10 protein-coding genes are annotated in these 13,238 nt (G+C 68.8%); 8 read left to right on the top strand and 2 right to left on the bottom strand.

The window, feature by feature from the left end:
- Positions 1-57: 57 nt before the first annotated feature.
- Both MC45_RS16920 and MC45_RS16915 read left to right on the top strand, forming a co-directional pair.
- On the top strand, positions 58-837 hold the full coding sequence (locus MC45_RS16920; RefSeq protein WP_038665678.1) for an IclR family transcriptional regulator: 780 nt from the start codon (positions 58-60) through the stop codon (positions 835-837).
- 88 nt (positions 838-925) lie between these two features.
- Complete coding sequence (locus MC45_RS16915) at positions 926-1,936, top strand: zinc-binding alcohol dehydrogenase family protein (protein WP_038665675.1); 1,011 nt, start codon at positions 926-928, stop codon at positions 1,934-1,936.
- Between the two features lie 449 nt (positions 1,937-2,385).
- On the opposite strand, the gene MC45_RS16910 is transcribed toward MC45_RS16915, so the two are convergent.
- Positions 2,386-3,393 (bottom strand): zinc-dependent alcohol dehydrogenase family protein, encoded by a 1,008-nt coding sequence (locus MC45_RS16910; protein WP_038665672.1) that lies wholly within the window; start codon positions 3,391-3,393, stop codon positions 2,386-2,388.
- 125 nt (positions 3,394-3,518) lie between these two features.
- Between MC45_RS16910 and MC45_RS16905 the strand changes: the two genes are divergently transcribed.
- From MC45_RS16905 to MC45_RS16895, 3 genes are read left to right on the top strand one after another with little or no spacing between them, the layout of a single operon-like run.
- A complete protein-coding gene (locus MC45_RS16905; RefSeq protein ID WP_052075735.1) occupies positions 3,519-4,040 on the top strand; it encodes a 2Fe-2S iron-sulfur cluster-binding protein in 522 nt (173 codons plus the stop codon).
- A complete protein-coding gene (locus MC45_RS16900; RefSeq protein WP_038665669.1) occupies positions 4,037-5,023 on the top strand; it encodes an FAD binding domain-containing protein in 987 nt (328 codons plus the stop codon). The genes MC45_RS16905 and MC45_RS16900 overlap by 4 nt, the downstream gene beginning before the upstream one ends.
- Positions 5,020-7,350 (top strand): xanthine dehydrogenase family protein molybdopterin-binding subunit, encoded by a 2,331-nt coding sequence (locus MC45_RS16895; protein ID WP_038665666.1) that lies wholly within the window; start codon positions 5,020-5,022, stop codon positions 7,348-7,350. The genes MC45_RS16900 and MC45_RS16895 overlap by 4 nt, the downstream gene beginning before the upstream one ends.
- Positions 7,351-7,543: 193 nt before the next feature.
- On the opposite strand, the gene MC45_RS16890 is transcribed toward MC45_RS16895, so the two are convergent.
- Positions 7,544-8,740, bottom strand: coding sequence for a multidrug effflux MFS transporter (locus tag MC45_RS16890; RefSeq protein WP_038667807.1), 1,197 nt, complete (start codon positions 8,738-8,740; stop codon positions 7,544-7,546).
- A gap of 250 nt (positions 8,741-8,990) precedes the next feature.
- Here MC45_RS16890 and MC45_RS16885 point away from each other — a divergent pair, with 250 nt between their 5' ends.
- The 3 genes from MC45_RS16885 (at position 8,991) to MC45_RS19410 (ending at position 13,212) form a co-directional block, all read left to right on the top strand.
- Complete coding sequence (locus tag MC45_RS16885) at positions 8,991-11,861, top strand: TonB-dependent receptor domain-containing protein (RefSeq protein WP_245640762.1); 2,871 nt, start codon at positions 8,991-8,993, stop codon at positions 11,859-11,861.
- 100 nt (positions 11,862-11,961) lie between these two features.
- Positions 11,962-12,951, top strand: coding sequence for an SDR family oxidoreductase (locus tag MC45_RS16880; RefSeq protein WP_038665663.1), 990 nt, complete (start codon positions 11,962-11,964; stop codon positions 12,949-12,951).
- Positions 12,952-13,071: 120 nt separating this feature from the next.
- Complete coding sequence (locus tag MC45_RS19410; RefSeq protein WP_156143867.1) at positions 13,072-13,212, top strand: hypothetical protein; 141 nt, start codon at positions 13,072-13,074, stop codon at positions 13,210-13,212.
- Positions 13,213-13,238 lie beyond the last annotated feature (26 nt).

The raw sequence follows: 13,238 nt of genomic DNA, 5'->3' as shown, positions 1-13,238 counted from the left end.
GCGATTTGACAGCCGCCTGCGGTCCCCGCATGGCGACGACGAACGGAGGAGGGCCAGATGGCATCGGGTTCGAAGACGACCTACGCGGCGCCGGCCGTGGAAAAGGCGTTCGAGATCTTCGAACTGCTCGAAACGCAGCCGAGCGGTATCCTGATCAGCGAGATGGCGGTGCGGCTCAACCGTTCGGTCGGCGAGCTGTTCCGCATCGTCGTGGTGATGGAGAAGCTCGGCTATCTCCAGAAATCGAGCAAGGACGATCGCTATTCGGTCGCCTACAAGCTGCTCGACCTCGCCTATCGCGCGACGCCCGCGCAGGATCTCGTCACCGCCGCGCGCGCCGCGATGCGCCGCCTCGCGATCGACACCGGCCAGTCCTGCCACCTCGTCGTCGTCAACGACGGCAGCGGCCTCGTCATCACCCGCGAACAGAATCCGGGCACGCGCGGCTTTTCGCTGCGGCTCGGCGCCGGGATCGACATGCTGGCGAGCTGTTCGGGCAACGTGCTGCTCGCTTTCTCCTCCGACGAGGCACGCGACCAGGTGCTCGCGCAGGCGATCCCCGCGGCCCGCACACCGGTCGATCGCGCGGCGCTCGACCGGCAATTGGCGCAGGTCCGCGCCCGCGGTTACGATCAGCGCAAGAGCCCGATCACCCGCGGCGTCACCGACCTCAGCTTCCCGATCTTCGGCTTCGACGGGCAGGTCGCGGCGGCGCTGACCATCCCCTTCCTCGAACTGATCGACGGATCGCAGACCGTCGACATGCAGGCGGCACGCGAGCATCTGCGCAACGCCGCCGCCGACATCTCGATCGCGATGGGCTACCACCCCTCCTGACCGGTTCGCCGCGGGTCGGCGATCGGTGCTTGCCAGATCCCGTGTTCTTTCATATTTGCAAGCTGACTTGCAAATAGAGGCTGGCCTTGTGTTGACGATCGTGTGCCAGCAACCTTTCGACCTGCAGGCGGTCGAGCGCGACCCGCCGCAGGCGGGGCCGGGCGAACTACTGGTCCGCATCCGCCGCGTCGGCCTGTGCGGCACCGATTACCATATTTACGCCGGCAACCAGCCGTTCCTCGCCTATCCGCGGGTGATGGGGCACGAACTCGCCGGCGAGGTGGTCGAGGCGCCCGCGGGCAGCGCCTTCCGCGCCGGCCAGCGGATCACGATCAATCCCTATCTCGCCTGCGGCGTCTGTGTCGCCTGTCGCGGCGGCAAGCCCAATTGCTGCGTCACCGTCGCGGTGCTCGGCGTCCATGTCGACGGTGGCATGGCGGAGGTGATCGCGATCCCCGAACGCGCCGCGATCGATGCGACCGGGCTCAGCCTCGACCAGGCGGCGATGGTCGAATTCCTCGCGATCGGCGCGCATGCGGTCGCGCGCGCGCGACTGGCGGCGGGCGAGCGCGTGCTGGTCCGCGGCGCGGGACCGATCGGCGTCGCCACCGCCTTGTTCGCGCGACTGGATGGCGCGCACGTCGTGCTCTGTGACACGCGCGCCGCCCGGCTCGACCATGCCCGCGACCGGCTCGGCTTCGGCGATTGCATCCTTGCCGACGAGGGTGCCGCGGCGCGCCTCGCGGTGCTGACCGAGGGCAGCGGCTTTGCGACGGTGTTCGACGCCACCGGCAGCATCGCGGCGATGAACGCCGGCCTCGCCGAGGTCGCGCATGGCGGCAGCTACGTGCTGGTAGGCGTCGCCAAGGGTGACCTGATCTTCGCCGACCCAGACTTCCACAAGCGCGAGACGACGCTGCTCGCCAGCCGCAACGCGCTCGCCGCCGACTTCGCCCGCGTGATCGACGCGATCCGGCAGGGCGCGATCGACACCGATGCTTTGCACACGCACAGCGTCGCCGCGATCGACCTGCCGGCGGAACTGCCGCGGCTGGTGGCGCAGGCCGATCGGGTGCTCAAGGCGATCGCGGCGTTCTGAACGCGCCGTGCTGTGGGCGTTTCCGATGGGGGGTTGCGGCTTGTCGATGCACGGGTTTTTACATCCGACCTATCGTGTGCGGCACAGCCCTTCGACAGGCTCAGGGCTAACGGAGAGGGGTCGGGTATGCGTTCCACCACCGCTCCGCCGCCTCTCCACCACTTCTCCACAAACCCTCTATCCCCGTTCATGCTGAGCTTGTCGAAACATGGGGCTCGACAAGAGGCGGGTGCGTTTGCGGCACCCGCCCTTCGACAGGCTCAGGGCTAACGGAAATGAGGGGTTCGGCATCCGCTGAGCCACCGCTCCATCACCCTTCAACCAACCCTCCACCACCCGTTCGTGCTGAGCTTGTCGAAGCACGGGTTCCACAAGAGCCGGATTCGCTTGCAGCGCCGCCCTTCGACAAGCTCAGGGCTAACGGGAATTAGGTGCGGGCGCCCCTGAACTCACCATTCGATGCCGATCTTGCCGAAATGGCTGCCGTCCATCTCATACTGGAACGCCTCGGCGAGCCGGTCGAGCGGGAAGCGGCGGTCGATCACCGGGCGGATGCCGGTCGCCTCCAATGCGCGGACGAACTCCTGCTGCTCGCGGCGGCTGCCGACGATCAGGCCCTGGAGCCGCGCCTGCTTGCCCATCAGCGCCGCGGTCGGCACCTCGCCCGATACGCCGGTAAGCACGCCGATCAACGAGATATGCCCGCCGACGCGGACCGCCTCGATCGACTGGGCGAGCGTGCCCGGGCCGCCGACCTCGACGACGTGATCGACGCCGCGCCCGCCGGTCCAGTCGCGCACCGTCCGGCCCCACTTCTCGTCGCTGCGATAGTTGAGCGTGAAGTCGGCCCCGAGCGCCTCGGCGCGCGCGAGCTTCTCGTCGGACGACGAGCTGATCGCGACGCGCGCACCCATCGCCTTGGCGATCTGCAACGCCCAGATCGATACGCCGCCGGTGCCGAGCAGCAGCAGGGTGTCGCCCGCCTTGATCTGCGCATCGACGACGAGCGCGCGCCACGCGGTCAGCCCCGCGGTGGTGATCGTCGCCGCCTCGACCGCGTCATAGCCCTTGGGTGCATGGGTGAAGGCGGTGGCGGGCAGGACGACATGCTCCTGCGCGAAGCCGTCGATACCGTCGCCCGGCGTGCGGCTGAAGTCGCCGACGGTCGGGGTGCCGTCCTGCCAGTCGGGAAAGAAGCAGGAGACGACCATGTCGCCGACCGCGAACTCGCTCACGCCCTCGCCGACCGCCTCGACGATCCCGGCGCCGTCGGCGAGCGGGATGCGGCCGTCGGCGCTCGGCATCCGGCCGGTGGCGATGCCGAGATCGTGATAGTTGAGCGAGCTGCCGTGCAGCGCGACGCGGATCTGCTGCAGGCCGGGCGCGCCGGGATCGGCGCGCTCCGCGAAGGCCAGCCGGTCGAGGCCGCCGGGGGCGGGCAATGTCATCGCTTTCATCGGGAATTCCTTATGCTCGATGACCCGAACGCGTCAGATCGCATCGCTTTCCCAAAAAGCCGACGGCTGCGTTGCCGGCCCGCCGCGCCTCGGCTAAGTTGGCCAAAATATTGGGAGAAATCGCGATGCCCATCACCGTCAACGGATCTTCGGTGCCGCTGCCCGACGACCCCCGCGTCTCTCTGCTAGACCTGCTGCGCGAGCGCCTCCACCTCTCCGGCACCAAGCTCGGCTGCAACCAGGGCGCGTGCGGCGCCTGTACCGTGCTGGTCGACGGCGAGCGGATCGTCTCGTGCCTCGCGCTCGCGGTGCAATATGACGGCCGGTCGGTGACGACGATCGAGGGGCTTGCCGATGGCGAGACGCTGCATCCGCTGCAAGCCGCCTTCATCGCGCATGACGGCTTCCAATGCGGTTACTGCACGCCCGGACAGATCTGTTCGGCGATCGGCATGGCCGCCGAGCTGGAACGCGGCATGCCGAGCCACGTCACCGCCGATCTCGGCGCCGCGATCACGCTCGACCGCGACGAATTGCGCGAGCGGATGAGCGGCAATCTGTGCCGCTGCGGCGCGCATAACGGCATCGTCGATGCGATCCTCGACGTCTACGCCCCCGCGGCGGACGACCGGGCGGTGGCGGCATGACCCCCTTCACCTTCGCCCGCGCGACCGCCACCGACGAGGCGCTCCGCCTCGCCGCGGCGCCCGACGCCCGCTATCTCGGCGGCGGCACCAATCTGGTCGACCTGATGCGCGAGACGATCGAGCGTCCCGCCGCGCTGGTCGACGTCACCGCGCTGTCGACCACGATCGAGGAGACCGAGCGGGGCGGGCTGCGCATCGGCGCGGGCGTGCGCAACGGCACGCTCGCCGCGCATCCGATCGTGCGCAGCCGCTACCCGATGCTCAGCCGGGCGATCCTCGCCGGCGCCAGCGCGCAGATCCGCAACATGGCGACGATCGGCGGCAATCTGCTCCAGCGCACCCGCTGCACCTATTTCTACGACGTCGAGGGGTCGCGCTGCAACAAGCGCCAGCCCGGCCAGGGCTGCGACGCGATCCACGGCTTCAACCGCATCCACGCGATCCTCGGCGCGTCGTCCGCCTGCGTCGCGACGCATCCGTCCGACATGGCGGTGGCGCTCGCCGCGCTCGACGCGACCGTCCATCTCGCCGCGCCGGGCGGCACCCGCACGCTGCCGCTGACCGAGCTGCACCGCCTGCCCGGCGATCATCCCGAGATCGAGACTTTGCTCGAACCCGGCGAGCTGATCACCGCGATCGAGCTGCCCGCGCTGCCGCTCGCCGCGCACTCGACCTATCGCAAGGTGCGCGACCGCGCGAGCTATGCCTTCGCGCTGATCTCGGTCGCCGCGGCGATCGAGGTGCGGGACGGGCGGGTCGCCGACGTCCGCCTCGCGCTCGGCGGCGTCGCGCACAAGCCGTGGCGTGCGACGCAGGCGGAGGCCGCGCTGCGGGGCGGCCCGGCGACGCGAGCCGCCTTCGAGGCGGCGGCGGCGGCGGAACTCGCGGCGGCGCAGCCGCTGCGCGACAATGGCTTCAAGATCGAACTGGCGCGGCGGACGATCGTCGCCGTGCTCGCCGACCTCGCGGGAGTGGATTCATGAGCATCGTCGAAGACGCCAAACAGGCGGTAAAGGGCGCCGCGCAGGCCGCGATGCAGACCGCGGTGCAGATGGCGCCGGACAGCTGGATGCCCGGCGGCCGCCCCGATCCGCTGATCCGCCAGCAGCACGGCTTCGTCGGCAAGCCGATCTCGCGGCTCGACGGCGCCATCAAGGTGCGCGGCATCGCGCCTTATGCCGCCGAATTCCCCCTCGATCGCATGGCCTATGCCGCGCTGGTGTTCAGCACCGTCGCCAAGGGCCGCATCGCCACGCTCGACACCGCGGCGGCGGAGGCCGCGCCCGGCGTCGCGCTGGTGATGACCTATCGCAACGCGCCGCGGATGGCGCCGATGCCGCTGTTCATGACCTCGGAGAAGGCGTGCGGCGGCAACGACCTGCCGATCATGCAGGACGACCGCGTCTATTGGAACGGCGAGCCGGTCGCGCTGGTGCTCGCCGAGACGCAGGACGAGGCCGATCATGCCGCCTCGCTGATCCACGTCGATTACGTCGCCGAAGCCTCGGTCACCGCGCTCGACGAGGCCAAGGCCAACGGCACCGAGCCCGGCCAGTTCATGGGCCAGCCGCTCAAATACGAGAGCGGCGACGCCGACGCGGCGCTCGCCGCCGCACCGCATCGCGTCGATGCGACCTATACGACGCCGCGCCACAGCCACAATGCGATCGAGCTGCATGCGGTCACCGTCGTCTGGGAGGGCGAGACGCTGCGCGTCCACGACGCGTCGCAGATGGTCGCGCACATGGCGTGGTCGCTCGGTCACGTCTTCGGGCTCGACGAGGATCAGGTCCACGTCACCTCGCCGTTCGTCGGCGGCGGCTTCGGCGGCAAGGGGCTGTGGCAGCATCAGGTGCTCGCCGCCGCCGCCGCAAAGCTGTCCGGCCGGCCGGTGCGGCTGATGCTGTCGCGCGAGGGCGTCTATCGCATCGTCGGCGGCCGCACGATCACCGAGCAGCGCGTCGCGATCGGCGCGCAGGCGGATGGCGGCTTCGACGCGCTGGTCCACACCGGCACGGTGGCGATGAGCCACCACAATGTCCTGCCCGAACCGTTCATCCTGCCGACGCGCAGCGCCTATGCGAGCAAGACGATGAAGCTCGACGTCGAGGTCGCCTATCTCGACATGGTCGCCAACACCTTCATGCGCGCGCCCGGCGAGGCGGTCGGCACCTTCGCGCTGGAGAGCGCGATCGACGAACTCGCCGTGGCGATGGACATCGATCCGATCGAGCTGCGGATGCGCAACGAGCCCGAGAAGGACCCGACCACCGGCGCGCCCTTCTCGTCGCGCGAGGTCGAGAAGGCCTATCGCGACGGCGCCGCCCGCTTCGGCTGGGCGCAGCGCGGCAAGCCCGGGGCGCGGCGCGAGGGCGAATGGCTGGTCGGCATGGGCGTCGCCACCGCCACCTATCCCTATTACCGGATGCCCGGCGGCGCGGCGCGGATCACGCTGACCCGCCACGGCCATGCCACGGTCGACATCGCCGCGCACGACATGGGGATGGGCACCGCCACCGCGCAGACGCAGGTCGCCGCCGACCGGCTCGGGCTGGAGATGGAGCAGGTGACCTTCCGCTACGGCGACAGCAGCCTGCCCGGCGTCGTCATGGCCGGCGGGTCGCAGCAGACCGCGGCGATCGGCGCCTCGGTGATCGCCGCGCATCGCGCTCTGGTCGGCGAGTTGCTCAAGCTCGCTGGCAACGATTCGCCGCTCGCCGGGCTCGATGCCGACGAGGTCGGCGGGATCGACGGCGGCCTCGCCAAGCTCGACGAGCCGACGCGGCACGAAAGCTATGCCTCGATCCTCGCGCGCGCGCAGCGCGACACGGTCGTGGTCGAGGCGACGCCGCCGATGCCGCTCGAGACGATGCATTGGTCGATGCACTCGCACGGCGCGATGTTCTGCGAGGTGCGGGTCAATATCGTGACCGGCGAGGTGCGGGTCAGCCGCTTCCTCGGCTCGTTCGACTGCGGCCGCATCCTCAATCCCAAGACCGCGGCGAGTCAGTTCCGCGGCGGCATCATCATGGGGCTCGGCCTCGCGCTGATGGAGGAGACGCAATATGACGAGCGCAACGGCCGGATCATGAACCCCAGCCTCGCCGAATATCACGTGCCGGTGCATATGGACGTGCCCGAGATCGAGGTGATGTGGACCGACATCCCCGATCCCCACACGCCGATGGGTGCGCGCGGCGTCGGCGAGATCGGCATCACCGGCGTCGGCGCGGCGGTGGCGAATGCGGTGTTCAACGCCACCGGCAAGCGCATCCGCGACCTGCCGATCACCCTCGACAAATTGCTGTAGGATTCGGGCATCCGGCCCGACGCGAGACTCCCTGATGTACCCCGGCGAAGGCCGGGGCCCAGTTGGGAAGGCCCCTGTAAGCTATTACAAACCTTCCCCAACTGGGCCCCGGCCTCCGCCGGGGTACAGCGTATCGAGGATCGCAAGGTCTGGCCGACGCCGGGATCACCCGAACGTACGATCGCAGATACCGCTAACCCGCCATCCGCGGCCGAAACAGCTCGCCCTTCTCCACCACCCAGATCAGCGCGAGCACCGCAACGCCGATCAGCAGATAGCCGATCGCCAGCGGCAGCGTCGTGCCGGCATAGGACTGGCCGATCGCCGAGCCGACCAGCACCGCACCGATGCTGGTGATGAAGCCCTGCACCGACGAGGCGGTGCCGGCGATATGGCCGACCGGCTCCATCGCCATCGCGCCGAAGTTCGATCCGCACAGGCCGATGCAGGTCATGCTGAGCGCCTGCAGGATCATATAGCTGGTCAGCGTCTCCTGCCCCGCCTGGATGACGATCAGGTGGACGACCGACAGCGCGATCAGCGCCAGCACCGCCGCCTGCGAGATCAGCCGCGTTCCCAGCCGCTCGACCAGCCGGCTGTTGGCGAAGGAGGCGACGCCCATCGAAAAGGCGCAGATCGCGAACAACAAGGTGAACCGCCGGCCTGCGCCGAATTCGTCGACGAAGATCTGCTGCGCCGAGGAAACGAAGGCGATGATGCCGCCGAAGGTCAGCGCCGCGGCGATCGCATAGCCGATCGAATAGCGGTTGGTCAGCGTCAGGCGGTAGCTTTGCCGCAGATTGGCGAGCGACAGCGGCAGCCGCCGCGCTACCGGCAGCGTCTCGGGCAGGCGGACCAGCGACCAGGCGAGCACCAACGCCGCGAAGCCGCCCAGCGCGTAGAAGATGAACCGCCACGGGCCGAAGGCGAGCAGCCCCTGGCCGAGCGTCGGCGCGAGGATCGGCACGATGAAGAAGATCATCTGCGCGATCGACATGGTGCGCGCCATCTGCCGCCCCGAGGCGCCGTCGCGGACGATCGCCACCGCGAGCACGCGCGTCGAGGCCGACATCAGCCCCTGCAACAGCCGCGCGCCGAGCAGCGCGGCGAAGGTCACCGAACTCGCCGCGAAGACGCTCGCCGCGATGAAGCCGAGCAGCGTCGCGATCAGCACCGGCCGCCGCCCCAGCCGGTCGGCGAGCGGCCCGTAGACGAGCTGGCCGGCGCCGAAGCCGACCATGTAGACGGTCACCACCCACTGCCGGTGGTTGGCCGCGCTCACCAGCAGGTCGCGGCCGATTTCGGCGAGCGCCGGCAGCATCAGGTCGACGCCCAATGCGTTGACCGCCATCACGGCGGCGATGAACGCGACGAACTCGCGCGGGTGCATGCCGGGTGGCGCGGGATGATCGGTCATGGCCGCGCCTATCGGCGGCATCGTGCCGCATCACAAGGCAGGGACCGGGCAAACTGCTGTAAATCTATGCATTATGCGCTCCGGCCTGTTACCGCGCAGCAACATCGTTACCGAAATATTGCCATTATGGTTCTTGCCCGGCGCTGCGATATGGCCGCGCGGCAACAATCCTGCATATTCCCCCTGCGACGCCGCAAAGGGCGCAAGACAAGGGGAATGAGCAATGCGTGCAACGACGTGGATGATGCGATCGTCGAGCCTGGCGATGATGGCCGGGCTGGCACTGTCGGCGCAGGTCGCCGCCGCGCAGCTGGCGACCGATCCGCAGACGCCGACCGCCCCCGCCGCGACCGAGGCCCCCGCCGAGGACATCGTCGTGACCGGATCGCGCATCCGCCGCGACCCGCTCGATCAGCCCTCCCCCGTCGTCACCATCGACGATAGCGCGATCGCGCGCACCGGCCTGTCCTCGATCGCCGACGTGCTGCAGCGGCTGCCGGCCTCGTCGGGCGGGCTCAACTCCAAGTTCAACAGCTCGGGCAATTTCGGCAACCCGCCCGACGGCGGCGGCGTCGGTGCCGGCTCGGCAGTGCTCGACCTGCGCTATCTCGGTGCCAAGCGCACCCTGGTGCTGGTCGACGGGCTGCGCTTCGTCAACGGCGCCTCGGCGAGCGGCATCCCCGCCACCGTCGATCTCAACTCGATCCCCTCGTCGATGATCGAACGCGTCGAAGTGCTGCAATCGGGTGCCTCGCCGCAATATGGTTCGGACGCGATCGCCGGCGTCGTCAACATCATCACCAAACAGAGCCAGAAGGGCTTCAAGGGCTCGGCGCAATACGGCCAGTTCCTCGGCGACAATGACGGCAAGACGCAGGATTACCAGCTCAGCTACGGCGTCGGCGGCGACGACGTCCATGTCGTCGCGGGCGGCTATTACACCAAGCAGGAATCGGTCAGCGCCGCGAACCGCAGCATCTCGCAATTCCCCAACCCCGGCCAGACGAGCTGTGCGGACCCGATCGGCGGCTGTTCCAGCTTCACCCCGCTCGGCCGCTTCCTGGTCAACGGCCAGAACATCACGTTGCGCGGCCCCGTCGCCAGCGGCCGCCCGGTCTACGACCCGACGCTGGCGACCGGCGACTTCAAGGCGTTCACCGCCGCCGACCGCTACAATTTCGCGCCGTTCAATTACTTCCTGACCCCGGTCGAGCGCTTCGGCGGCTTCGTCAACGCCCGCGCGCGCTTCTCCGACGCGATCAACCTCAGCGTGAAGGCGGTCTACAACCGGCGCAATTCGCAAAATCAGGCGGCCTATCTGCCGCTCGGCATCGGCCCCGACGTCGGCAACGGCAACATGCTCGACGGATTGTCCGTGGATGCCACCAATCCGTACAATCCGTTCGGCGTCACGCTGACCCCCGGCCAGAATTATACCGCGATCTTCCGCCGCCTCGTCGAGGCGGGGCAGCGCACCTACAGCCAGCAGGTCGACACCATGTCGCTGACCGGCACGCTCGACGGCAAGTTCCGGATGTTCGACCGCAACTGGTATTGGGACGTCAATGCCGTGCTCGGCTATAACGACGCCAAGCAGCTGTTCACCGGCAATATCAACGCCGCCCGCCTCGCCCGCGCGATCGGCCCGGTCAGCCAGTGCACCGACGAATGCGTGCCGTTCAACTTCTTCGGCGGCGTGGGCTCGATCACCCCGGCGATGCTCGGCTATATCGGCTTCGACGAGCGCGATCGCAGCCGCCAGACGCTCAACGACTATACCGCCAATCTGTCGGGCGAATTGTTCGACCTGCCCGGCGGCCCGGTCGGCATCGCGGTGGGCTACGAACATCGCTACCAGTTCGGCAGCTTCACCCCCGATCCGATCATCCAGGCGGGCCTGGGCGCCGACATCCCCGCGCAGGCGGCGAGCGGCCGCTTCAACGTCGACGAGGTCTATGGCGAGATCCGCCTGCCGCTGCTGCGCGACCTGCCCGCCATCGCCTCGTTCGAGCTGAACGGCGCGGTCCGCCATTCGAATTATTCGACCTTCGGCAGCAACACGACGTTCAGCGGCGGCGCGTTGTGGAAGCCGTTCAACGACTTGCTGCTGCGCGGCCAATATGCCGAATCGCTGCGCGCGCCGTCGATCGGCGAACTCTATGGCGCGCAGTCACGCTTCGACGCGACGATCGACGATCCCTGCACCAGCGCGGCGGGCGGCCTGTTCCCGTCGAACGCCACGGTGCGCGCCAATTGCGTCGCCAACGGCGTTCCCGCCAGCGGCAGCTATGCCGAGCCGTCGGGCCAGTTGCCGGTGCTGACCGGCGGCAACCCCGACCTGCGCCCCGAAACCGCGCGCACCCTGCTGTTCGGCGGCGTCTACAGCCCGCGCTGGGCGCGCAACGGCACGCTTTCGGCGCTCAGCCTCGAGGTCAATTATTACGACATCAAGGTCGATGGCGCGATTGCGTCGATCCCGGCGCAGGTGCTGCTCAGCCGCTGCGCCGAGACCGGTGACGCGCTCAGCTGCACCGCGATCCGCCGCGCGCCGAGCGGCATCGTCACCGCGATCAACGGCCTGCTGCTCAACACCGGCGGCGTCCGCACCAAGGGCATCGACGCGACGCTGACCGTCCGCTCGGGCGAGACCGGCGCCGGCCGCTTCGGCCTCTACGTCTCGGGCAATTACCTGCTCAAATATGCCGAGCGCACGCCGGCGACCGACGGCTTCACCACCACCGACTATGTCGGCACCGAGCGTGGATCGCCCGATCAGGCCTATCCGCACTTCAAGGGGCTGGGCACGATCGACTGGACGCTCGGCCCGGTCACCGCGAGCATCACCGCACGCTATATCGACAACGTCCAGGAGATCGCGGCGGAGAACGAGCTGAAGAGCCGGCTGTACGGCGACGCGCAGCTGCAATTCCGCCCGAGCTGGCTCGATGCGAAATTCGCCTTCACATTCGGCGTCAACAACGTCTTCGACAAGGATCCGCCGGCCTGCTTCAGCTGCAGCCTCAACAATTTCGACCCGACCACCTACGATATCCCCGGTCGCTTCGGCTATCTGCGCCTGTCTTACGGTCTGTAACCGTACCGGGCTGCCGATCGGGGGGTCGGCAGCCCGAAAGGTTCGGAACGGAACCGTTCGGTCGACGCTTCTGGTCGTGATCTTTCCGGGAGTAACGATCATGACCGATACCACACGCCGCACCTTCGTGGCGGGGGCAGCGCTGGCTGCCGGCACCGCCGCCACCGCCACTGCCGCCGCCGCCGCCCAGGCCGGCGGCAGCGCCGCCGCCACGACGCCCGCCGCCGCGGCTTACCCCAAGCCGCCCTATCCGGTGCAGCGCCAGCCCTGGCCCGGCCTCGCCAGCAAGATGACGCCGCGCCCCGATCATGGCGAGACGAGCTACAAGGGATCGGGCAAGCTCGCCGGCAAGAAGGCCCTGATCACCGGCGGCGACAGCGGCATCGGCCGCGCTGCGGCGATCGCCTACGCCCGCGAAGGCGCCGACGTCGCGATCAACTATCTGCCCGCGGAGGAGCCCGATGCGCGCGAGGTCGTCGCGCTGATCCGGGCGGAGGGTCGCAAGGCGGTCGCCATCCCCGGCGATCTGCGCGACGAACGCTTCTGCCGCAAGCTGGTGCAGCAGGCGGCCGAGCAGCTCGGCGGGCTCGACATCCTCGTCAACAACGCCGCGCGGCAGCAGACCCGCCCCGGCATCGCCGATATCTCCAGCCAGGATTTCGACGATACGATGAAGACCAACGTCTATGCGCCCTTCTGGCTGACCAAGGCGGCGGTCGAGCGGATGGGCGCGGGTGCGGTGATCGTCAACACCTCGTCCGAGCAAGCGGGCAACCCCTCGCCCGACATCGTCGATTATGCGCTGACCCGCGCTGCGGTGCTCAACTTCACCAAAAGCATGGCCAAGCAACTCGCCAGCCGCGGCATCCGCGTCAACGCAGTGGCGCCGGGGCCGTTCTGGACGCCGTTGCAGGTGAGCGGCGGCGCGACGCCCGACAAGCTCAAGAGCTTCGGCGGCGATTCGCCGCTGGCGCGTGCGGGGCAGCCCGCTGAAATTGCCGGCCTCTACGTCGCCGCCGCCGATCCGGCGCTGAGCTATTCGACCGGCCAGATCTTCGGCTCGACCGGCGGCAACGGCCAGCCGGCGTAACCGCCGGGTGGGACGGCAGGCCGGATCAGGGCATGCCGTCTCCCTCTCCCGGCACCGTCAGCGATCTGTAACCTGCTTGCGGCAGGATCGTGGCTATCGCAGGCGAAAGGCGGCCCCGGCATGAGCGACGGAAGCAAGCGTCCGGACAAGGTGCGGCCCGGGCCGGTCGCTTATACCGCGATCGCGCTGCTGGTCGTCGCCTGCCTGATCGCGATCGGCGGCATGTATCAGGGCTGGTTCCGCTTCCTGTTCGACCGGTAGCAGGAGCGGGTCGAGGCTCTCCTGTT

It is taken from the genome of Sphingomonas taxi (assembly GCF_000764535.1).
Taxonomy (GTDB): Bacteria; Pseudomonadota; Alphaproteobacteria; order Sphingomonadales; family Sphingomonadaceae; genus Sphingomonas; species Sphingomonas taxi.
Note: the sequence above shows the minus strand (reverse complement) of the source record. Positions and strands in the feature narration are given on the sequence as shown.

What these genes read in the sequence shown, in the direction of transcription:
- MC45_RS16920 (WP_038665678.1), top strand. Translation starts at nt 58, where the DNA reads ATGGCATCGGGTTCGAAGACGACCTACGCGGCGCCGGCCGTGGAAAAG.
- MC45_RS16910 (WP_038665672.1), bottom strand. Translation starts at nt 3,393, where the DNA reads ATGAAAGCGATGACATTGCCCGCCCCCGGCGGCCTCGACCGGCTGGCC.
- MC45_RS16905 (WP_052075735.1), top strand. Translation starts at nt 3,519, where the DNA reads ATGCCCATCACCGTCAACGGATCTTCGGTGCCGCTGCCCGACGACCCC.
- MC45_RS16900 (WP_038665669.1), top strand. Translation starts at nt 4,037, where the DNA reads ATGACCCCCTTCACCTTCGCCCGCGCGACCGCCACCGACGAGGCGCTC.
- MC45_RS16895 (WP_038665666.1), top strand. Translation starts at nt 5,020, where the DNA reads ATGAGCATCGTCGAAGACGCCAAACAGGCGGTAAAGGGCGCCGCGCAG.
- MC45_RS16890 (WP_038667807.1), bottom strand. Translation starts at nt 8,740, where the DNA reads ATGCACCCGCGCGAGTTCGTCGCGTTCATCGCCGCCGTGATGGCGGTC.
- MC45_RS16885 (WP_245640762.1), top strand. Translation starts at nt 8,991, where the DNA reads ATGCGTGCAACGACGTGGATGATGCGATCGTCGAGCCTGGCGATGATG.
- MC45_RS16880 (WP_038665663.1), top strand. Translation starts at nt 11,962, where the DNA reads ATGACCGATACCACACGCCGCACCTTCGTGGCGGGGGCAGCGCTGGCT.
- MC45_RS19410 (WP_156143867.1), top strand. Translation starts at nt 13,072, where the DNA reads ATGAGCGACGGAAGCAAGCGTCCGGACAAGGTGCGGCCCGGGCCGGTC.